Source organism: Corynebacterium uberis, assembly GCF_020616335.1.
GTDB lineage: Bacteria > Actinomycetota > Actinomycetes > Mycobacteriales > Mycobacteriaceae > Corynebacterium > Corynebacterium uberis.
Map to the genome: position 1 here is coordinate 1,501,606 of NZ_CP085051.1, position 21,892 is coordinate 1,523,497.

General features: G+C 64.7%; 16 protein-coding genes and 1 pseudogene. 3 read left to right on the forward strand and 14 right to left on the reverse strand.

Annotation, left to right across the window (positions count from 1 at the left end; genetic code table 11):
* Positions 1 to 56: 56 nt before the first annotated feature.
* The 4 genes from LH390_RS06955 to mqo all read right to left on the reverse strand — a co-directional run bounded on the left by LH390_RS06955 (position 57) and on the right by mqo (position 4,338).
* Positions 57 to 734, reverse strand: a complete 678-nt coding sequence (locus tag LH390_RS06955; protein WP_227282585.1) for a response regulator transcription factor — start codon at positions 732 to 734, stop codon at positions 57 to 59.
* Complete coding sequence (locus LH390_RS06960; RefSeq protein ID WP_227282001.1) at positions 731 to 1,915, reverse strand: sensor histidine kinase; 1,185 nt, start codon at positions 1,913 to 1,915, stop codon at positions 731 to 733. Before LH390_RS06960 ends, LH390_RS06955 begins: the two co-directional genes overlap by 4 nt.
* Positions 1,916 to 1,974: 59 nt before the next feature.
* On the reverse strand, positions 1,975 to 2,664 hold the full coding sequence (gene cobA / locus LH390_RS06965; protein WP_249214547.1) for a uroporphyrinogen-III C-methyltransferase: 690 nt from the start codon (positions 2,662 to 2,664) through the stop codon (positions 1,975 to 1,977).
* A 168-nt stretch (positions 2,665 to 2,832) separates the two neighbouring features.
* Positions 2,833 to 4,338 carry a malate dehydrogenase (quinone) gene (gene mqo / locus LH390_RS06970; RefSeq protein ID WP_227281999.1) on the reverse strand — a complete coding sequence of 502 codons (1,506 nt, stop codon included), beginning with the start codon at positions 4,336 to 4,338 and terminating at the stop codon, positions 2,833 to 2,835.
* Positions 4,339 to 4,834: 496 nt separating this feature from the next.
* Between mqo and LH390_RS06975 the strand changes: the two genes are divergently transcribed.
* Entirely contained in the window at positions 4,835 to 5,923 is a 1,089-nt protein-coding gene (locus LH390_RS06975) for a serine aminopeptidase domain-containing protein (protein WP_227281998.1), read from the forward strand.
* Between the two features lie 43 nt (positions 5,924 to 5,966).
* Positions 5,967 to 7,373, forward strand: a complete 1,407-nt coding sequence (mtr, locus tag LH390_RS06980) for a mycothione reductase (protein WP_227281997.1) — start codon at positions 5,967 to 5,969, stop codon at positions 7,371 to 7,373.
* Here the strand turns inward: mtr and map are convergent.
* The 8 genes from map to dxr all read right to left on the reverse strand — a co-directional run bounded on the left by map (position 7,370) and on the right by dxr (position 18,580).
* Positions 7,370 to 8,257 (reverse strand): type I methionyl aminopeptidase, encoded by an 888-nt coding sequence (map, locus tag LH390_RS06985; RefSeq protein ID WP_227281996.1) that lies wholly within the window; start codon positions 8,255 to 8,257, stop codon positions 7,370 to 7,372. The genes mtr and map overlap by 4 nt on opposite strands.
* 7 nt (positions 8,258 to 8,264) lie before the next feature.
* Entirely contained in the window at positions 8,265 to 9,284 is a 1,020-nt protein-coding gene (locus LH390_RS06990; RefSeq protein WP_227337355.1) for a poly-gamma-glutamate biosynthesis protein PgsC/CapC, read from the reverse strand.
* A 26-nt stretch (positions 9,285 to 9,310) separates the two neighbouring features.
* The gene (gene pgsB, locus LH390_RS06995; protein WP_227281994.1) at positions 9,311 to 10,579 is read right to left on the reverse strand and encodes a poly-gamma-glutamate synthase PgsB; all 1,269 of its coding nucleotides are present in this window, start codon (positions 10,577 to 10,579) and stop codon (positions 9,311 to 9,313) included.
* A gap of 84 nt (positions 10,580 to 10,663) precedes the next feature.
* Complete coding sequence (locus LH390_RS07000) at positions 10,664 to 12,520, reverse strand: gamma-glutamyltransferase (RefSeq protein WP_227281993.1); 1,857 nt, start codon at positions 12,518 to 12,520, stop codon at positions 10,664 to 10,666.
* A gap of 325 nt (positions 12,521 to 12,845) precedes the next feature.
* Positions 12,846 to 14,702: a penicillin-binding transpeptidase domain-containing protein gene (locus tag LH390_RS07005; RefSeq protein ID WP_227281992.1), complete on the reverse strand. Its 1,857-nt coding sequence runs from the start codon at positions 14,700 to 14,702 to the stop codon at positions 12,846 to 12,848.
* A 9-nt stretch (positions 14,703 to 14,711) separates the two neighbouring features.
* Complete coding sequence (ispG, locus tag LH390_RS07010; RefSeq protein WP_227282584.1) at positions 14,712 to 15,866, reverse strand: flavodoxin-dependent (E)-4-hydroxy-3-methylbut-2-enyl-diphosphate synthase; 1,155 nt, start codon at positions 15,864 to 15,866, stop codon at positions 14,712 to 14,714.
* A 269-nt stretch (positions 15,867 to 16,135) separates the two neighbouring features.
* Positions 16,136 to 17,344, reverse strand: a complete 1,209-nt coding sequence (locus tag LH390_RS07015; RefSeq protein ID WP_227281991.1) for a M50 family metallopeptidase — start codon at positions 17,342 to 17,344, stop codon at positions 16,136 to 16,138.
* 48 nt (positions 17,345 to 17,392) lie between these two features.
* Entirely contained in the window at positions 17,393 to 18,580 is a 1,188-nt protein-coding gene (gene dxr, locus LH390_RS07020; protein ID WP_227337407.1) for a 1-deoxy-D-xylulose-5-phosphate reductoisomerase, read from the reverse strand.
* Positions 18,581 to 18,868: 288 nt separating this feature from the next.
* On the opposite strand from dxr, the gene LH390_RS07025 reads away from it, so the two are divergent.
* Positions 18,869 to 19,372 carry a DUF2631 domain-containing protein gene (locus LH390_RS07025; protein ID WP_227281990.1) on the forward strand — a complete coding sequence of 168 codons (504 nt, stop codon included), beginning with the start codon at positions 18,869 to 18,871 and terminating at the stop codon, positions 19,370 to 19,372.
* Between the two features lie 85 nt (positions 19,373 to 19,457).
* Here LH390_RS07025 and LH390_RS07030 read toward each other — a convergent pair whose 3' ends face one another.
* Entirely contained in the window at positions 19,458 to 21,050 is a 1,593-nt protein-coding gene (locus LH390_RS07030; RefSeq protein ID WP_227281989.1) for a hypothetical protein, read from the reverse strand.
* Positions 21,047 to 21,855 (reverse strand): annotated as a pseudogene (locus LH390_RS07035) (ABC transporter ATP-binding protein). The gene LH390_RS07030 and the pseudogene LH390_RS07035 overlap by 4 nt, the downstream one beginning before the upstream one ends.
* Positions 21,856 to 21,892 lie beyond the last annotated feature (37 nt).

The following is a 21,892-nucleotide window of genomic DNA, read 5'->3' on the forward strand; positions in this document are numbered from 1 at the left end:
CCATCATCGCGGCCGAATCATTCCTGGTCATCGGCCTACGGGGTGATCTTTGGCCCTCAGCCCTGGGGATGAGACAACAGTTGGTCCTGAGTGACCAGGCCGCTGCGAAACGCCGTGAGTACCGCCTGCACCCGGTCCCGGCTGGCGGTCTTCATCAAGATGTGGCGCACGTGGGTCTTCACCGTGGCCATAGACACATATTCGCGGTCCGCAATCTCTTCATTATTCAGCCCCAACGCAATGAGGGTGAGAATCTCGCGCTCCCGAACCGTCAGCTCCTTGAGCACATCCACGCCCCCGCGCTGCATGCCGGGCTGATCCGGGGGCTGGCGCATGCGGTGGAGCACGCGAGCGGTGACCCGTGGGGCGAGGACCGCCTCACCGGAATGGACGACCCGGACGGCGTCGAGAAGCTCCTCTGGGCGCGCATCCTTGAGCAGGAAGCCGCTCGCACCGGCGTCGATAGCCCCGCTGACAAAGTCCTCATCATCAAAGGTGGTGAGCATGATCACGCGGACATGCTCATCGCGGGCCAACAACTCACGGGTAGCGCTAATGCCGTCCACCCGCGCCATCTGAACATCCATGAGCACCACGTCCACCGGACCCTGAGCCGGGACCTGGTCACCATCATCTACCTGCCACGAGACCGTCAGATCGTCCTGAGAACCCAGCAGCAGCGCAAAACCGGCACGTACCAGCGGCTGATCGTCCACAAGCCCAACGCGAATCACCACGCAACCTCCGCAATCACCACAAACTCATCCTCCGTGCGCTGTGTAGTCACACGCCCACCCCCGGCGCGCACCCGCTCGCGCATCCCCACCAAACCAAAACCAGAACCGTCCTGTCGAGCCGGCGGTGCCACGCCGTTGCGCGACTCAATGCGAATGGGGTTGCCCGACCCATCAATGTGAATCTGGCCCGAGCGCGCTGTGGCATAGCGCAGCATGTTGGTCAACAACTCCTGCAATGTGCGATACACCGTCAACTGCGTCAACTCCGGAAGCTGCCGCGGCACCGTATCCAACCCCGTGACCTCCACCACAAGACCGGCACGCTGCGCATCAGTGACCAAGGAGGCAAGCTCTGCCACCCCCGGAGCCGAATGCGTCTGACGCGGAGAATCCTCCCGCAGCACCGACAACAACCCCCGCATCTGCCCCAACGCCTGGCGCGAGGCCTCCGAAATCGTGGCCAACGCCTCCACCGCAACATCGGGATTCTTCGCCGCCGCAAACCGCGCACCATCCGCCACCGCAATGACCCCAGACAGCGAATGGGCCACAATGTCATGCATCTCGCGCGCAATGCGGGTGCGCTCCAACACCCCGGCCAGCTCCGCCTTCGCCCGCAAAGCCGCAAGATCTTCCCGACGCCGACGCATCGTGCGGCCCAACAGCCAAAAGAAGCCCATATCCAGCAGCGCGGCAACAAGCACCCCGGCAGAAAACTCCAACTCCAAATACTGCCGGGTCGCCGCAACCTGCAACCCCAACGCCGTAAGGACCCCCGCCACCATCCACGTGGCAAAAAACCTTCGCCACCGGGCGCTGCACCGAAACGCAACAGCCCACGCCGCCCAGGACACGCACAAAGGCGGAAGGGTATGGGTCCGCAGTGACGCATCGCACAAAGCAAGCGTCAGCGCCGCCCCAACAACAACCACCGAGCCCTGCGGAAAACGCTTGTTCAGCAGCACAGCCACCACGATGACCGGCACGGCCACCGCCGTCCACACCATCTCCACCGGCGAAGCAGCATCAACATTCGCAGATGTTGCCCCCACCGTGCACACCAGCGCGATAATGACCACCGCGCTGACCACCCACCACGGACCGACCCACCGTTGCATCCACGTCTGGGCCACACCACCGTCACGCGGCGCAGAAGTCGAGGATGAAGGCACGGACATGACCCCCAACACTACCGGCGCTGCGCACCGGTCACCTCATCCCCAGGGCTGAAAAAGACCTAAGCTCCCGGCAAGGTCAAACCGGCGACCTCGCCGATGACGATGACCGCAGGAGAACCCAGCTCTGCCTCGCGCATATCTGCTGCCACGCGCGCCACCGTCGAGCGCACCATCCGCTGTTGCGACAAGGAACCATCCTGAATAGCAGCCGCCGGCATATCCGGATCCAGCCCCGCGGCAATCAGCGTGTCCGCAATCGCCGCAATATGGCGCACCCCCATGATGATCGCCAGCGTGGCCCCACTGGCAGCCAACGCCGCCCAGTCGACCTTGCTGCGCGGATCCCCCGGGGGAACATGGCCTGAGACCACAGTAAAAGCGTGGACCACGCCACGCTGAGTCACCGGGACTTGCGCCAATCCGGGAACCGCCACCGCACTGGTCACACCGGGGACGACGTGGCATTCCACCCCCGCTGCGGCGCAGGCCACCCACTCCTCAAAACCGCGACCAAACACAAAGGGGTCCCCGCCCTTGAGGCGGACAACCCTGCGGCCTGCCCGAGCATGCTCGATGAGCAGCTCGTTGATGCGCTCCTGGCTCACCTGCTTGCCATAGGGCATCTTGGAGACATCAATGACCAGCTTGTCCGAAAGATCCACACACTGCTCAAGCTGGCTGCCCGGCCCCAGATGATCGGCCAGAATCACCTCCGCAGACTCTAAAGCCCGCAAGGCCCGTACCGTCATGAGGTCCCAGGCACCCGGCCCCCCGCCGACGAGAGTGACAGTCCCCCCGCCTGCCACCTGGTGTGCATCCCCGGGAGATTCGGGCAGCACAGCATCATCGTCACTGGGATTCGGCTGAGGGGCAATCACGCTTCTATCGTAGAGACCCCTCAACCTGAGGCACCAAACCTACAGCTCGACGGCGTTGTCCCCGTCAAGGCGCAGAGTCTTTTGCGTGCGCTCCCATATCTGCTGGAAACGCTCAGGATCGCCGGAGAGCTTCCGACCATAGGAGGGGATCATCTCATAGAGCTTGTCCGCCCAATCGATCATGTTCTCGCCGAAGCAGCGCTCCAGCAGCTCCACCATCGCCGCCGGAGCAATAGACGCTCCCGGGGAGGCACCCAACAGGCCAGCAATTGAGCCATCAGCGCTATTGACCACGGCGGTACCAAACTCCAGCGAACCGAAACGCGGCGCGGGAGCAGGCTGGATGACCTGCACGCGCTGGCCGGCAACCACCAGCTCCCAGTCCTTGCCGTCAGCCTCGGGCATGTACTCGCGCAAGGTATCCATCCGCTGGTCAAAGTTCTTGACCACCTCAGAGACCAGATACTTGGTCAGCCCAAACTCCTGGACCGCCACGCCCAAGTAGGACGGGATGTTATCCGGGCGAATCGACTTGAACAGGTCCAGGTACGAGCCCTGCTTGAGGAACTTCGGGCTCCAGCCGCCATAGGGGCCAAACAGCAGACCTCGCTTGCCGTCAATGACGCGGGTGTCCAAGTGCGGAACGGACATCGGCGGGGCCCCCACCCGCGCCTTTCCATACACCTTCGCCTGGTGCTGATTAATCAGTTCCTCATTGGTGCAGCGCAGCCACAGCCCAGAGATGGGGAAACCGGCAATGCCACGAACCTCAGAGACCCCAGCCTTGCGCAACAGATCCAGGGCGTAGCCGCCCGCCCCCACGAAGACGAACTTGGCGCGCACCGTGGTCAGATCCCCGGTATGCACGTTGCGGGAGGTGATCTTCCAGCCCGTGCCCTCCCGCTTGATGTTGCGCACCTCTGTGCCGTAGCGGATGACGGTGCCAGCCTGCTGAGCGGCATTAAGGAACTGGCGAGTTAAGGCGCCATAGTTGATATCCGTTCCGACGTTGGTCCAGGAGATGGCGACCTTTTCTGAGAAGTCCCTCCCCCGCCCCATCAGCGGCAGCTTTTCTGAGAACACCTCCGGGTCATCCGTAAACTGCATCCCCGGAAACAGCGCCTGCTTGCTCAACACGTCGAAGCGGCGCCGCAGGAAATCCACCTGCTCGTGGCCCTGCGCTAGGGACACGTGCGGGACGGGATTGATAAATTCCCGCGGGTTGGTCAGCACACCATTTTCTACCTGGTGGGACCAGAACTGGCGGGTTACCTGGAACTTCTCATTGATGCCAACGGCTTTAGAAATATCAATCTTGCCGTTTTTTTCCGGGGTGTAGTTTTGCTCACACAGCGCGGAGTGCCCCGTGCCGGCATTGTTCCATGGCGAGGAGGACTCCTCCGCTGGCGCGTCCAGGCGCTCGAGGATGAGCTGGCTCCATTCCGGCGCAAGCTCGCGCAGCATGGCACCCAGCGTGGCGCTCATGATTCCCGCGCCGATGAGTGCAACGTCGACCTCGTCAGTGATCTTCGTAGTATCAGGCACTTGTCGTCTTTTCCTTCTTTGTCTCACGCCGCGCACCCCCGGTGGGGGCCGGCGTTCCACTTCTCCAGGTTGCTGTCGGGCCCGATAGTTCGGGGTCACCCGTAAAAGAAACGCGGTGGCGTTCTCGCTGAGCGCAGCGTAGCGCGCCGTCTGGCGCGTTCAGCCACGCCGGGTCAAAGCACCGCCCATTACCGGCTTCCACAACCTTACGCTGTGGGCGTGCGCGCGACCGAGAGAAACCGGAAAAGGCCCGAAGATCCAACCAAAGAACGGACATCTGAAGACTACCCCCGCCTACCCCCGCTCCTGTCTGTGCTCTCGCCCTGCCCCACCCCAGCGACGCTAGGACCCGCGCATTGTCCCCTTAAACCCCCGTTTCACCCCCATCCCCCTTCAACCGTGCCCTGCACCGTCCAAAAGACGGCATATAAGCACCCGAAATGGCAGATTTTTGGCCCACCACACGCCCCGCACCGTCCGACTAGGCTTGGCAGCTATGCGCCGTTTTGAATTCTCATCGCTTGCTAGCGGCTCCCCGCAGAGGCCGTCCGGCACCTCTGCCAGCCACAACCCGGCGGCGCAATGGAGACCAGACCTGCTCGGCCCGGACTTTCAACACGCCATCATTGACCTAGGCACCGATCCAGAGGGCCAGGGCACGGTCCTGGCCACCGTGGTGCGCTACCTGCCCCACCCGAACTCCGCGCCACGCAGCTTCTTCCACCGGCCGGCTCTGCTGTGGGTGCACGGCCTTGATGACTACTTCTTCCACGAACACGTGGCCCGCTACTTTCACGAGCGCGGCTTCGCCTTCTACGCCGTCGATCTGCGCAAAAGCGGGCGTTCCCACCAGCCCGGGCAACGCTGGCATGACGCTCACTCCCTCGCGCGGTATTTCCCCGATCTCACCCGCGCCACCCGCATCATCGCCCACGACCACCCGAGCGTCATCCCGCTCGCCCACTCCACCGGGGGCCTTATTACGGCGCTGTGGCTCAACCACATCGCAGACAGTGACTCTGCGCTCTACGGACGCATCAGCGCCATGATCCTCAATAGCCCCTGGCTGGCCATGCAATTCCCGCCAACCATGACCCTGCTGGCACGCATCGGCGCCGCAACACTGGGACGAGTTGCCCCAAGCCTTCCGGTGCCCCAACCCCGGGCGGGCCGAACGACCTACGTCGATTCGATTCACCGAGATTTTCATGGGCAGTGGGACTTTGACCTTCGGCTCAAACCACGTGGCGGGCACACCCGCAGATTCGGATGGCTCCACGCGATTTTTGCCGGCCAGGATCACCTGCGCCTCCACTCCGATCTCACCTTGCCCATCCTGGTGTTAGTCTCCCACCAATCCTGGCTGGGCCAGGATTACGCCCCGACCGCCGACTCCTCCGATACGGTCCTTGATGTCTCCGCGATTCGCCGGCGCGCCCGCGTTTTGGGCAATGACGTCACGGTCCATACCGTTGATGGGGCGCGCCATGATGTGTTTTTGTCCATGCCGCTCGCCCTGGAGGATGCCTTTGGGGCAACCTACGAGTGGTTGACCGACCAGCAGCTCGCACCCGCCATCAGATAGCAACAAACTAGCCATCTAAGAAAGAAAGGCCGCGTCACCGTCCATGGGAGCTACCGCAGATAAGCACTATGACCTCATCATCCTTGGCACGGGCTCGGGAAACTCTATTCCCAGCCCGGAATGGGACGACAAGTCCATTGCCATCGTTGAGGAAGGAGTTTTCGGGGGAACCTGCCTCAACGTCGGGTGCATCCCCACCAAAATGTATGTGCTTGCCGCCGAGACCGCGCAGAGTGTCCGCGAGGGAGAGCGACTGGGTGTGCATGCGCACGTGGATCGGGTCGATTGGCCGGGGATCGTCGACCGCGTGTTTGCCCAGCGCATTGATCCCATCGCGGCTGGCGGCGAGAAGTACCGTCGCGGCCCGGAGACCCCCAATACCGATGTGTACGATGGGCACGCCGAATTTGTTGGTCCCCACACGCTGCGCACTGCCCAGGGTGGCCAGACCTGCACGATTTCCGGGGATAATATTGTCATCGCCGCCGGCTCGCGTCCCACTATCCCCCCGGTGATTGCTAATTCTGGGGTCACCTACCGCACCAACGAGGACATCATGCGGCTGCCGCGCCAGCCCAAGGACCTCATCATCGTCGGTGGCGGATTTATTGCCATGGAATTTGCCCACGTCTTTTCCGCGCTGGGTACCACTGTGACGGTGATTAACCGCTCCGACCGGTTGCTCAAGCACCTCGACGCGGAGATCTCCGAGCGCTTCACTCAGCTGGCGGCCGACCAATGGGACATCCGCTTCAACAGCTCGATTACGCAGCTAAGCAGCTCAGACGGACGCATCACGGCAACCGTGGAGGACTCCACGGGGGCGACCACGCAGGTGCACGCCGATGAGATCCTGGTGGCAACCGGACGCACGCCCAATGCCGATAGGCTCGGGCTGGAAGCGGCAGGGATCGCACTCGACGGTGACCGGGTGGGCGTCGATAAGTATGGGCGCACCACTGTTGCTGGAGTGTGGGCGCTGGGCGACGTCTCCTCCCCCTACATGCTCAAGCATGTAGCGAACGCGGAGGCCCGCACCATCGCGCACAACCTGCTCCACCCCGATCAGCTCCGCGAGCTTCCGCACGCACACGTGCCCTCCGCCGTGTTTACCCACCCGCAGATCGCCACCGTGGGGATGACCGAAAAGGAGGCGCGCGAGCAGGGCCACACGGTGACCACCAAGGTCCAGACCTTCGGCGATGTGGCCTACGGCTGGGGCCTGGAAGACACCACGGGCGTGGTCAAGCTCATCGCCGATCGGTCGACCCGCCGGCTACTCGGCGCCCACATCATAGGCCCGCAGGCCTCCACGCTCATCCAAGAAGCCATCACGATGATGGCCTTTGATATTCCCGTTCCCCAGGCAGCGCGCGGGCAATATTGGATTCATCCGGCGCTGCCCGAGGTCATTGAAAACGCGCTCCTCGGGCTCGACTTTGATGACTAAAGCAACCCGCCATCGGGGACGGTAAGAATTTCATTACCGTCCTCGGTGATCACAATGGTGTGCTCGAACTGTGCGGAGAATCCGCCATCGGTGTTTTGCACGGTCCAGCCGTCATCCCAAATCCGATAATCCAGCCCGCCGATATTGAGCATGGGTTCCACGGTCAACGTCATGCCGGGTTCCAGGACATCCCGGTAGGCATCAGAATCATAATGCAGCACCACCAGGCCGTTGTGGAACGTAGGCCCCACGCCGTGGCCGGTGAAGTCCGTGACCACCGAGTAGCCAAAGCGGTGCGCATAGGCCTCAATAACCCGCCCAATGACGTTGATTTCCCGGCCCGGTTTTGCCACCTTAATGCCCCGTAGCGTGGCCTCCCGGGTGCGCTCAACCAGCAGGCGATGCTCCTCCGAGACGTTGCCCGCCAAGAAGGTGGCATTTGTATCCCCATGCACACCATTCTTGAACGCCGTGACATCAATATTGACAATGTCCCCGTCCTGAATCACCGTGGTATCCGGAATACCATGGCACACAATCTCATTGAGGGACACGCAGCAGGACTTAGGGAAATGGCGGTAGCCCAGGGTGGAGGGGTACGCGCCATGATCACACATGTATTCATGGGCCACCCGGTCGACCTCATCGGTGGTGACTCCAGGGGCCACCGCGGCACCGGCCGCCGCGAGGGCGTTGGCCGCGATGGTGGAGGCCTCGCGCATGGCCTCAATGACCTCTGGGGTCTGGACAAAAGGCTCGCCGACGTTTTCTTGCACCTCGTCCTTCCACGCGTATTCGGGGCGCGCGATGGCGTCCGGAACGTGGCGGATCGGGGTGGGCTTGCCGGGGGTTAACAATGCTCGAGTGCCAGACATGGACTCCATCGTAGACTCAGCGGTGCAACACGAAATAGAACGGTGCCGCCACCACCGCGCATGCAGCCAGGGAAAGTCCCAAGCCCAGTCCCGTGCGCTTGATGCCATGCTGGATCACATCATTGGCCATAATCGCCGGCAACACGCAGTACACGATGTTTTCTGCGCCGCCCATCCGATGGCCCGTCGTGGCAACGATCACTGCCTCTAACACCACCACAGAGACAAAGGACAGCAGGCACAACACTAAGAAGCGGTCCTTGCCAAACAACGGCACCCGCCGCGCATAGGAGGTGTAAATCACGTACACCACAGCCGTCGCCGCAACCAGCATGAGCAGGTAAAACGGGTGGACGGTGGTAGCCACCAACAGTCCGGCGGTGATGTATCCGCCCGTGCGCAGCCGCAGGTCCTTGAGCATCCCGTCCTGAATCAGGATGGCCAGCAGCACCGACACCGCGGCGATGCCAAAGAACCACCCCTTCGAGCGATCCGAAACCCCAAACATGGCCCCGGACAGGGACAGCGGCAGCACCACGCTGGTCAGCCACGTCAGCGCCAGACCCACCGCCCCCGTCAGCGGAACCATCCACGCCAACGGCACCAGCGTGCGCGCAACCCCCTGCTTGATCAGGGAGTTGCACAGCATCCCCGGAACGATCACGCCGATCAGGGCGAACTCCACTCCGCCTATCGACGCCGTCCCCGCCAGCACCGACGAGCCCAGCACCCACAGCCCACCGCAGCCAACACCCACGGCAAGGCCGATGGAAAAAATTTGGCGCGGCCGGGGCAGCCAAATCTTCAAGATCACGTACTTGATGATCACCCAGGCCAACAGCGACACCGCGATGGTGAACACCACGTTCCAGGGCCGGTACAGCGAGGCTGCGAGGTAGCCCACCGCCAAAGATCCCCCGACAGAGACCTGCCGGCGATGGAAGTACAGATAGCTGACCAGCAGACCGACCAAGAAGGTCACGTGGAAGAGGTCAACAAGGAAATCATAGGAGCCGAAGGCTACGCGCGTCATCATGGTCGTGTCTGTCTCTCTGGCTGTAATTAGGCTCCGACGCGATCTAGCGAGGCCGCAACGGACGTGTCGTGGGTGAGCACATCGTCGATGTACGAGCGCATGGCGGTGACGTGATCGGTGTGGATGTTGACCATGCCGAACACGGCGACCTCATCATCACCAAAACCGTCGCGGGCGCGGTTGACCAGCTCCAGGCCGCTGGCCTGCTCGTCCAGGTCCGCGGTGGTAACAATCTCCTCCTCGGGGAAGCCCTCCTCCACCAGGCGCTGGTGCACCACCTCTTGGAGGTCTCCGTAGAGGACCACTCGGTCAATCTCATTGCGCAGGTCCTGGGAGACCAGGTCAATGAACATGGCGGCCCTATCGGTGCGGTCCGCCCGGTTGTTCAGCGCGACCACGCGCCGGCAATCCCGCGGCAGGCGCGATGCGGAGACGGAATCGAAGACGCGCACGGTGGACTCCCAGTCATTGACCGCGAACATCGGGACCCAGTACATGGTGTCGCCGTGATCCCCGGTGGCGTCATGGTCCTCGATGCGGGTCACCGACGTGGTTCCCGGGTCCGGGGCTGCCTTGAGCATGCCGCGCACGGCCGTGCGCGAATCGATGCCCAGCGCCTCGGCGACCGCCAGGGCCACCGCGATGTTTTCCTCGAACTGCTGGTAGGAGAACTTGTCTACCAGCGAGGCAGACAGTTCGGTCTCCTGGGCAACAATGAGCCTGCTGTGCCGGGCCTCGGCGTGTTGACGGATGATCTCCACCAGCTTCGGGTTGCGCTCACCGGTAATAACGATGCCCGAGTCCGGAACCGTGTTGCACAGGGATGCGGCGATTTCCTCGAGGGTGTCGCCCATGTCCTCCTGGTGATCGAGCCGAACGTTAGTAATCACCGTGATGGGAGAACGCAGGATCGTCTGCTGGCAGATGTCCTGATACTTCGGCTTGACCGCCATGCACTCAACAACCAGGGAATCGATGTCCCCATTGATCCACTCCTTGACAAAGCGGTACTGCTCGGCGATGTTCGCCGGGCCCGTGCGCCGGATGGGATGCTCCTGGGCGTCAGGGCCGATAACGCAGGCGTAGGTTCCGGTCGTCTTAGCAATGGCCGGGTGCCCCGCCTCCCGCATGATTCCGCCGATCATGCGGGTGACGGTGGACTTGCCGCGGATGCCGTTGACGTGAACGTTGTAGTGCAGCCGCCCCAGCCGCTGCCGGTGGGCACGCTCCTTGAGGTGAAAGCGGGTCATGGCCGTGGCAGCCGCGACGGTAGACAGGCTCAAAAAAGCAAACATGAAAAGTGTTCTCCTGGGGTCCAGGTCGAAGGTGAAAGAAGAAAAGCGAAGACGCACAGATGCACGCAGGGGTGCCACAGAGGTTTAGCCGCCGACCACCGCGCCTCCACGCCGGGCGTCTGCTCCGCCCGAGAGCCCATCGGCGTCGCTTTGGACGATCCCCGCGCCGCTATCTGCGGTGTCTACGGAGACCTCTTGTCCCCACTCCTCCAGGTTGGATTGCAGCAGGCCCTGATGCTGCAGATCGCGACCCCCGGAGGTGGGTCCGGTTTGCGATTCCGCGTAGACCTGGGTGCGGCCCGTTGCCCCAAAGTTGGGCATGGCGATCGCCGCGTCCGGGCTCAGCCCCCACCCGGCGATGGCCACGATGTTTTTCAGGTTGTAGGACGGGATCTTGCGCCCGCCGGGCGAGCCCAGCGCCGTCACCTTAGCCCCGGGGCCTTCCATGATCACGGGATTCATCAAGGTCTTGGGCCGGGTGGCGTCTTGCCGGGCGTTGGGCTGGCCCTCGTGGGCGTCTGCGGTGAAGTTGTCCAGCGAGTTGTTCAGGAAAAATCCGTCGACCATGATTCCGGAGCCAAAGTTGCGCTGCAGGGTCGTGGTCATAGAGGCGACGTTGCCGGACTTATCCATCACGGAGATCTGCGCGGTGCCTTCCTCCTCGAATTCCCGGTAGCCCTGGGCATCAAAGCCGTCAAGGACCGCGGGCGCAATGGATTCCTGCGCCCGGCCCTGGCCGATGTCCTCGCTGCGCGATTGCGCATAGGCGGAATCGGTGATGACCTGATCCACGTAGGCCGCCGCGCGCTCCGGGTTGACGCTAGGATCGCCCATCCAGGTGTTCGCGTCTGCAAACGCCACACGCTCCGCCTCGGAGATGAGGTGTGCGGCGGTGGAACGCGCCACGGGGGTATCGCCGTCGGTATAGGGTTCCAGGCGAGAGATGTCCAGCTTGTCCACGATGTTGAGGGTCTCTGCGGTGACCATCATGCCGGTGGCTGTGGATCCTGGCCCGCACACGTGTGCTCCCAGCGCCCTCGTGCACAGCGCCGGGGCCGCCTCGATGGGTTGCGCGGACTGCTCGGCCCAGGCTGCCGCCAGCTGCTGGGCGTAGTGCTTGCCATCGGATTGGTCCCGGATCTGCTTGTCAGCATCCGTCACGAACTCGGGGCTGAGCTGAGGTTGCGCGGCCCAGCGTTCCAGGAAGTCCGCGTACGGCTCGTTGTGCAGGATGTCTCCGGCATTGGGCCGTTTGCCGTCCTTGTTGCGCAGCACTGCCCCCGGCTGCCCCTTGCGGAAGGGCCGCTGGTTGGAGTTCATGGCCTGGGCAAGGCGGTCGCTTGCTTCAAACCCATCGCGACCGAGCCGCACTGCCGGGCCGACCAGCTCGCTCAACGGCTTGTGGCCGAGTTGTGCGTTCAGGCTGGCCAGCAGGCGCATGGTCTGCGGCACACCTACGCTGCGCAGGTTGGAGGAGGCATCGCCGGAGACGGAGCTGTCTTTGTCCAGGGTGTGGACCGTGGCGTCAAAGGAGCTGACCTTCCCGCTTGCGGCGTCGCGGTAGGTCACCAGCGCGCCGCCGCCCGGGCCGGAGGATTGCGGCTCCACTAATCCCAGCACCGCCTGGGCGGCGACCAGGCCGTCGGCGGCGGTGCCGCCCTGCGCCAGGACCGTGCAGGCAGCCTGGGTGGCCCGCGGATGCGTGGTGGCGGCCATGAAGCTGCCTTGGGGGCTGTGTGCACGCAGCTGCTCGGTCGCCGGGTGCTCTGGATCCCATACCGGCGCTGCGATGGAGCAGGCGGCGTCCAAGTCAGCGGCCTCGCCGGAGGGCCCCTGACGATCGGTCTGGCAGGAGGCGAGAGCGAGCGTGGAGCACGCGAGCGCCGCCAGGAGGCGACGGGTGCGGGTTGCTGCGGCGGGGCGGGCGGGCAGGCGCGACACGGTGTTGAAAGGATCCTCTAGTCGATGTTGGTTATTTCCACCATGAGCCTTGGATCCGGGGTCGCGAGGACTGCCTGAGCGGACTTCCTGACCCAAGGGACTCGCCACACGCTATCAAGATCACATTTCTACAACAACGTCCTTTTGATCCCCTCTTTTTGCTGGTCAGGGCCATAAGTATCCCGATTGGGGTATCAAAAGTAGATCGCCGGATACCCCCCTTAGGTCACGCACCCCTGTGACGTGGCATTCCGGTACAGCGCCCCTCCCGGGCCCCGTCCGCTCCCACGGCCCCGCATCCCATAAATTATGACGAAACTCACATCTAGGCCGCGCCATCCAGGCGGGCAAAGAAGTGATCGGTCATGGCCACTGCGGCCTCCGAGCCGCCGCCTTTGACCACCAGGGTGGCAAAGGCAAGATCGGTGCCCGGCTCCCCGTCGGGATTGGCGGGGCGGAATCCCACAAACCACGCGTGGGAGCCCTCGTTGAACTCCGCCTCGCCGGTCTTGCCGTAGACCTCGCCTTCTGCCTTCAGGGCCTGCGCGGTACCGGTGGTCACCACTGAACGCATCATCCGGTGCAGACCCGCGGTCAGCGACTCCGGCAGGCGGGGGCCTACCCCTTTGGCGTGGGTCTGCTTGCTGGCTACCAGCTGCGGGGTGGGCACCTGCCCCGTCGCGGCGGTTGCCGCCGCCAGGGCCATGCCGAAGGGGCTGACCAGGTCTAGGCCCTGGCCATAGCCGGCCTCGGTGCGGTCGAGCTCGCTATCGGCCTGGGGCACGGATCCGGTGAGCGTGTCTATGCCTGCAATATCAAAGTCGGCCCCGATGCCGAATTGGCTGGCCACCTCCTTGAGCCGGCCGGGACGCAGGTCTGTGGACAGCTGCGCGAAGCTGGTGTTGCAGGACCGCGCGAAGGCTTGCTCCAACGGGACGGTGCCCAAAGAAAACTCGTTGTAGTTGACCACGGTGCGGCCGAAAAGGTTCATGCGTCCGGGGCACGGCACCGGGGTGTCTGGGCCCACCTGCTCATCTTGCATGGCCGCGGCGGCGGTGATGATCTTGAACACCGAGCCCGGCGGGTACTGGCCGGACAGGGCCAAGTCTCCCTGGCGGTCTGCCGCGGCGGTCTGCGCCACGGCGAGGATCTGCCCGGTTGAGGGGCGCAGCGCCACCATCATCGCTTCATCGTCGCGCCTGGTATCCACCGCCTCCTGGGCGGCCTGCTGGACCTGGTAGTCGATGCTGACGTCGACGCGGGGGGCGGGCTGGGCGTCGTGGAAGTCGACGTCGGCAAGCGCCACGCCCTCCGGGTTGACCACGGAGACGCGCCAGCCGGCCGCGCCGTCGAGTTCGCTGTCGACCACCCCGCGCAGCCGCGCCATGATGTCCGGGGCGAAACCCGGCTTCGGGGTAAGCATGGTCGCCTCATCGTTGACGCTGACCCCGTCGAGGCCGGTGAGATCCGCGCGCACCATCTCCCCCACCGCCGCGGGCACGGTGGCCACCGAGTACGCCCCGCTAGCACCGCGCAGGGTGTGCTCCAGGTCGCGTGGGTTCACGGTAGCCACGCTGGGCTCTTGGGCGTGGGCATGCGCGAGGGCGTCGGCGATGCGCCGGGCCGCCACCTGCGGGTTGGCCTGCCCGGCCTGCACCACCACGCGGTGGACGGTACCTGGGGTGAGCAGCGCCACGCCGTCAGAGCTGACCACGCTGGCGCGCGTTGGGGTCACCGCACGCAGCTCCAGGTGCTGGTTCGCGCCCAGGCGCGGATGCACGCTGCTGGGTTGCCACCGCACCGTCCACGTCTCATCCTGCAGTGTCAGCAGCACGGAGGTGTCATAGGACAGTGTCCGGTCGCGCGGCAGCGCCCAGGTCATGTGGTAGCGGGCGGTGGCGCTATTGCCAGAGACCTCAACGTCGGGGTCATCGATGGTCAGGGATTCTGCCTGCAGTCCCGCGAAGGTGTCCTTCCAGATGGGGACGGCGCGGTCGGGGGCGTCGATTAGCGAACTGACCTTATCCCAATCCGCGCTGGCCACCGCCTCAAGAAAGTCCCGGGCCACGGGGCGCGCCGAGGCAGGCCGCGGGGTGCACGCCACTAATGACGCCGCCAGCACCAACACGCACACCACTGCAGCGCCCGCGCGGCGCACCAACCCTGAGGACGCAGCAGCCATGACTCGCACCTACTGCGTGATCTTCACGCTCGGGGAACCGCCCGCGGCCTGCGCCGCGGCCACCTCCTCCGGGTCCATGTCCTCAACGATGCGCATGGCTTCCTCGATGAGCGTCTCCACGATCTGGTCCTCGCTGACCGTCTTGATCACCTCACCCTTGACAAAGATCTGGCCCTTGCCGTTGCCGGAGGCCACGCCAAGATCCGCATCCCGGGCCTCGCCCGGACCATTGACCACGCAGCCCATCACCGCCACGCGCAGCGGCACATCAAGGCCCTCCAGGCCCGCTGTCACCCGCTCGGCCAGGGTGTAGACGTCAACCTGGGCACGCCCGCACGACGGGCACGACACGATGTCGAGCCCCCGCGGGCGCAGGTTCAGCGACTGCAGAATCTGGTCGCCGACCTTGACTTCTTCCTTCGGATCCGCAGACAGGGACACGCGGATGGTATCCCCAATCCCGGAGCCGAGCAGCCACCCGAAGGCCACCGCGGACTTGATGGTGCCCTGGAACGCCGGACCCGCCTCTGTCACGCCAAGGTGCAGCGGGTAGTCGGTCTTCGCCGCCAGCTGCCGGTACGCCTCAACCATGACCACCGGGTCATTGTGCTTGACGGAGATGGCAATGTCGCCGAAGCCGTGCTCCTCAAAAAGCCCGGCCTCCCACACCGCGGACTCCACCAACGCCTCCGGGGTGGCCTTGCCGTACTTTTCCAGCAGCCGCTTGTCCAAGGAGCCCGCGTTGACGCCGATGCGGATGGGGATGCCCGCCTCGCCGGCAGCCTTGGCTACCTCCTTGACCCGGCCGTCGAACTCCCGAATGTTGCCGGGGTTGACGCGCACGGCGGCGCAGCCAGCATCAATGGCCGCAAAAATATACTTGGGCTGAAAGTGGATGTCCGCGATCACCGGGATCGGGGACTTCTTGGCGATGGCCGGCAAAGCCTCCGCGTCCACGGTCTTGGGGCACGCCACGCGCACAATGTCACAGCCAGTGGCCGTGAGCTGGGCGATCTGTTGCAGCGTCGCATTGACATCGTGGGTGCGGGTAGTGGTCATGGACTGCACCGAAACTGGGTAGTCCGACCCCACTCCCACGTTGCCCACCATCAACTGCCGGGTCTTCCTGCGCGGCGCCAGGGTAGGCGGCGGGGCGTCAGGCATACCAAGTCCGATGGGAATCGTCACAGTCGTTGCTCCTCACGGGCAGCACCCGGGCGCGACACCATGCGGCATGCGTGCCCGCGGCTCCCGTCCTTGTGGGAAGTTCAGCAGGTCTTGCAGTAAAAACAATAAAACAGCAAAGCTCATGCCCGGGCCACAGGCGCGATACGCCAACCCAAGCACCCAGCATCATACACCGGGCCCACCGCCGCCCCAGGCCGCGCCAAGACCACCCCAGCCGACCCTGGCAGCGCCCTGACTCAACCCTCCTAGAACAATCGGACAGGGTTGACTACGTCCGCCACAATGAACACCACGCCGAGGGCGAGCAGCGTCGCTGCGATGGCGTACGTCACCGGCATAATCCGCGAATAATCCACCGGGCCCGCCGGCGCCAACCCACGCAGCCGCCGCCACCAGTTGCGCACCACCTCCACGCACACCACGGCTACATGGCCGCCATCGAAGGGCGGCAGCGGAATCAGGTTGAACACCGCCAAGAAGAAGTTCAGCCCCGCAAGCATCATCCAAAACATGGGCCACTGGTCGCGCTGGGCGAGCTCGCCGCCGACTCGAGCGGCACCGACCACACTCATCGGCGACTCCACGTCACGCTGCGCCCCAAAGATCGCGGCAGCCACCCCCGGGATGCGCGCCGGCAGGCCCACCAGCGCCTGGCCCGTCTGGCCCAGCACCGTCGCGCTGTAGCTTAAGGCCGCACCCACGCCCTCACCGGGGCCGTAGGTCACCACAGCATCCTTGGGCACCGCGGACGCAACCCCAATTGCGCCTACCGTTACTTGGCGGCCTTCCTCATCAACGCGCACCACGCGCGCCACCGGCACCGTCACCACCGCACGCTCGCCGGCGCGCTCCACGGTCAAGGCCACCGACTCATCCGGGTGCTCGCGCACCCGCTGGGCGAGCTCCACAAAGGAATCCACCGGCTCACCGTTGACCTTCAGAACCCGGTCATCTACCCGCAGCCCCGCCGCCGCAGCGGGCCCATTGCCCTGGCACGGCGCAAGCTCGCCATCAGCCTGCTGGTCTGCCACGCACGTCAGCTCGCCCACCGTCGCGGTGCGGTCCATATTCGGGTTAGGCAGGCCCGAGGACACCGCCAGCCCATAACAGATGACCACCCCGATGAGCAGATTCATTGCGATGCCGCCCAGCAGCACGATCACCCGCGCCCAGGCGGGCTTATTCACCATCGCGTGCGGTGCTTCCTCCGGGGTCAGCTCATCCTGCGCGGTCATCCCCGCGATGTCACAAAACCCGCCGAAGGGCAGCGCCGCCAGGCCGTACTCCGTGTGCCCGCGACGAAACGACCACACCCGGGGGCCGAAGCCGATGAAATAGCGGCGCACCCGCATCCCAAAAGCGCGCGCCGCCAGAAGGTGGCCCGCCTCGTGCAGGGCGATCGCCGCCGTAATCCCCACGGCAAATAACGCCACTCCGATGATGTAACTGCTCACAGTGTGCTGACTCTTTCCCTCTTCGCGTCGACACCGATGCCCACGAGATCAGGACAACCCGGCAATGATCGCATCGGCGGCTCGCCGCGCTGCGGCCTCCGATCCTAAAACATCAGCAACATCGCGCGGCGCACAGACTATCGACGCCGCCGAACCCACCACCTGCTCCACCACATCGACGATCTGTGGGAACCGGATCCTGCCGGCCAGAAACGCCGCAGCCGCCTGCTCATTCGCGGCGTTGTACACCGCCGGCCACGTCTTCCCTGCACTGATGACCTCACGGGCCAGATTCACCGCCGGGAAAGCAGCGTCATCGACGACGTCAAAGGTCCACGACTGCGCCTGCGAAAAGTCCAGCGCGGGCTGCGCGTGGGCCACCCGATCCGGCCACCCCAGCGCCAAGGCGATGGGCAGTTTCATCGACGGCGGAGAGGCCTGCGCGATGGTGGCACCATCGCAGAACGTGACCATCGAATGGACGATGGACTGCGGGTGCACCACGACGTCGATAAGCTCCGGATTGATCCCAAACAGCAGACTTGCCTCGATGAGCTCGAGGCCCTTATTTACCAGGGTCGCCGAATTGAGCGTATTCATCTGGCCCATCGACCAGGTGGGATGCGCCGCCGCCTGCTGCGGAGTCACCTCCCACATCCGGTCCCGATCCCAGCCCCGGAACGGCCCGCCTGAGGCCGTGAGCACCAGGCGCGCAACCTCGGACTCCCGGCCGCTGCGCAGGCACTGGGCCATCGCCGAGTGTTCCGAATCCACCGGGACCAGCTGCCCCGGCGCCGCCGCATCCAACACCAGCTGGCCCCCCGCAACCAAGGATTCCTTATTAGCCAACGCCAGCCGCGCGCCCGTGGCCAACGCCGCCAGCGTTGCCGCCAACCCCATCGAGCCCACCAGCGCATTGAGCACCACGTCCATCTCCCCGGCAGCGGCCTCAACCAGGTGCTGCGCCGCCTGCGGCCCACTGATCACGTCCCCGCCCAATGCCTGTGCAACCTGGCGCGCCGCCTCCGCGTCTGCCACCGCGACCCGCTGAGCCTGCACCCCCCACCGCTGCGCCTGAGCCACGATCGCCTGCGGATTCGCCCCGCCCGCCGCAATGCCGGCAAGGGAGAACAAATCCGGATTATCCGCCATAACCTCCAAAGCCTGCGTGCCAATGGAGCCTGTAGAACCGAGAAGAAGGATGCGCGTAGTCACCGCACCATTGTCACCCGGCACCCCGCCCCACAGCCACACCGCACCCACCTCAGCGCCCAGCAGGGCCCAACCAGACCCCGAAAGGGTTAACCAAAAGGTGGAGATTTGCCTGCCTAACCACCCATGATGGCAGTCTCCAGGGCCCCCATGTGGCACAATAAGGACTCATAAGGACGTCCCCGCAACCCCCGCCAGCATCCCGGCCCACCACACTGCACGGCCCGGCTCATCTGACGTGGACTTGAGCGGGGCACGCCACGCAATAAGAAAAATTCGTGGCACGAATACAACGTGTGAAGGAGAGTTAACGTGGCTGGTTCCCACCACATCGAGCCCGAGGTTTTCAACGGCGTATCCACCCTGGATGAGCCCTCCGCGGGCTGGGGCTGGCATCACCTGAGCTTCCGCGCGGTTCAGCTTGCCGGCTGGATCAGCGTCCTGTTCCTCCTGGCCTACAACTTTGGCAACCACAAGGGCCACGTTGAGACGATCTTCCTCATCGTCTTCGCCGTTGTCATCGCCCTTGGCCTGGTCCTGCTGGCGTTCCGCCCCAAGCTCAACCAGGTGCGCACCCTGTCCGCGTACAACAAGCCCATGGGACACCAGGAGCCGGAGTGGGCCTACCTGCAGGCCACCCTGCAAGGCCCCTACGCTAACCTCACCGACTCCCAGCTGCGCGCGCTGAACATTGACCCGGAGCGGGTGGCGCACCTGCGCGCCCTGCCGGAAGGCTCCCAGGCCTCCGACGTCAACGCTGCCACCACCTTCACCACCACGAGCTCCCGCACCGCCACCGCGGTCACCCGGGACTAATTCCCCGACTTTCCCGTTCGATCCCACCCCGGTTACGCGCCCGCGACGCGTACCGGGGTGGTTGTCATTGCACACCCCCCGGCGGCTAATTCACCCAGGAACGCACCCGCTGGAAAATCTCCGGCCAGCGGCGCTCCACCCTCCGGCCCGCCAGCGCGCTGACCACGAACCACAAGACCGCCGGAACCGCGACCACCAGCACGCCGCCGGCCCACATCGCCCAGGACGCCGACCCCGCGGCGCGGTAGCTGTAGAACAGGAGAGCTGCCCCGGGCGCCACCGGAATCCAGCTCACCAGCAGCACAATGAGCGTGGTGATAAACGCCGCGGAGGAAAATCCAGAGCGATCGCCCCACGGGCTGGTCCCCGGCCGCGAGGTGGGGAAAGGATTGACAACGGTGGCCACGAGGGAAAACGCCGCCGCAGAAAAGGCCAGGCCGAGCGCCGCGATGGCAAAAAGCGTGGCGGCGTGGTGGTCCTCGGCCACCACGATCAGTGCGACAAGATAGGCCACCACCAGCGCAAAGATGGGCACAGCCCACGCCAGGTGGCGCGCCCGCACCTGCGTCGCGCCGCGCACCCCGCTGATCATCACGCTCCACCCAGACGGGCCGTCATAGCCAAAGTCATTGGAGCACATCTGCAGCGCCAGGCACATCATGACCGCACCCAAATACATGTTGAACGGGGACATCATCACGCCTTGGACCAGCAGGATCACGCCCACCAGCGGGAAGACAATCACGCTAGCCATGATCCGGGAATCCCGGCGCAGGTAGCGCAGCGCCCGGGAGGCGATCACACCGGCAGGCGACCACCTCAGTCCGGGCACCATGATCGCCTGGCTGGCGGACTGGTGGCTGGCCTTCTCGCTTACCTGCGCCGGCCCGCCGGCCTGCTCCAGCGGCTCCGTGAACCGCGCGGAGACCTGACTGGCCCACAACCACACCACCACCCCCACGGTGCCCAGCGCGATGAGGCAATACAGCCCCATCAGCGCCCAGGAACCGGCCTTGGCCGCCCCGATCGCCGCCCCGGCCGCCCCGAGCGGGGTCCACCCCAACACGGTAGAGATCTGCCCAAAGTCAATTGCCTGGGCGTTGTTGATGACCATCGTGTACACCAGCAGCAGCACCATCACGCCCGCAGACACGATGGTGGTCAGCTTCTCCTTGCTGGTGCGGTTGCTCGCCCCAAACGCGCCGGTGAGCACCAGCCCCAGCCCGATGGTCACCGCGAAGGCCACGAGTAGCATCGGCCAGGCGATGATCGCCAGCGCCGGGTCTGCAACGGTGATGATGATCCCGGTGACCAGGGTGCACAGCGCCGCCAATAGGCCGCGGGTTTGCAGGATGTTTGCCAGGGCCAGCCCGGGAAGCAGCGCCCGCGGGCGGATGGGCAGGGTGGCAAATTGGGAGGCATCCAGTTGCGTCTCGCCGCTGGGCACCATGGCCGCGGCGATGAGGTAGGCGGTGGTACCCAGGCCAATAATCCCGCCGAGCAGCATGGGGTCCGCCTCGCCGCGCGCCGCCATGGCGATGAAAAAACTCATGGCCAGCAGCCCGCCAAGCCCATAGAGGGTAAATAGGCAGGCCATCAGGATGGTCGCGGGGTTCGCCCGCAGGGACCTGGCCCACAGCTTCCGGTGCAGGCTCAGCAGGATGCGCGTCACGCTCATTGCCCCTCCCCCGTTCCCAGCCAGGTCAGGGAACCTTCCGTGTAGGTGCTGCCGCCGACGAAGGCCACGAAGGCGTCGGAAAGCGATTGCCCCTGCCGCACCTCGGCGACGCTGCCCGCGGTGAGCACCCGCCCCTTATCGATGATGGCCACATGGCTACACAAGCCTTCCACCAGCTCCATCACGTGCGAGCTGACCACAACCGTTCCCCCGCTCGCGGCGAAGGCGCGCAGGATCTGCTGGATCGTGCGCCCCGATACCGGATCAACGGCCTCCAAAGGCTCATCGAGAATCAGCACCTCAGGATTGTGCAACAGCGCGCCGGCAAGCAGAATCTTCTTGGTCATGCCCGCCGAATAATCCACAATGCGTTTGCCCCGCGCCTCCTGCAAGCCCAAGGCCTCAAACAGTTCATCGCTCCGCTTATCGACGACCCCCGCTCCATGCCGCGCAGCCCGCCAAGGTAGCCCAAATACTCCGCCCCAGAAAGGCGATCAAACACGGGTAGACCATCAGCGAGCAAGCCCATCGAGCGCTTCATCGCCTGGCTATCAGACCACGTATGATGCCCGCCCACCCAGCTATCGCCCGCATCCGGGCGCAGCAGGCCAGTGACCATAGAAATCATGGTGGTCTTACCCGCGCCATTCGGTCCCACCACACCATAAATGGCCCCGCGCGGCACATCGATGTCTAGCCTGTCCACCGCCGGCGTGCCATTAAACGCCTTACACAGGTTGCGGGCTGCAAGGGCCTGGGAGGTGGGATCCGGGGACAAAGGAGGATGATGGGGCTGAAGCTGCATGGTTCCTTCCGGTAAAAAGGCGCGTACCTACACGCGC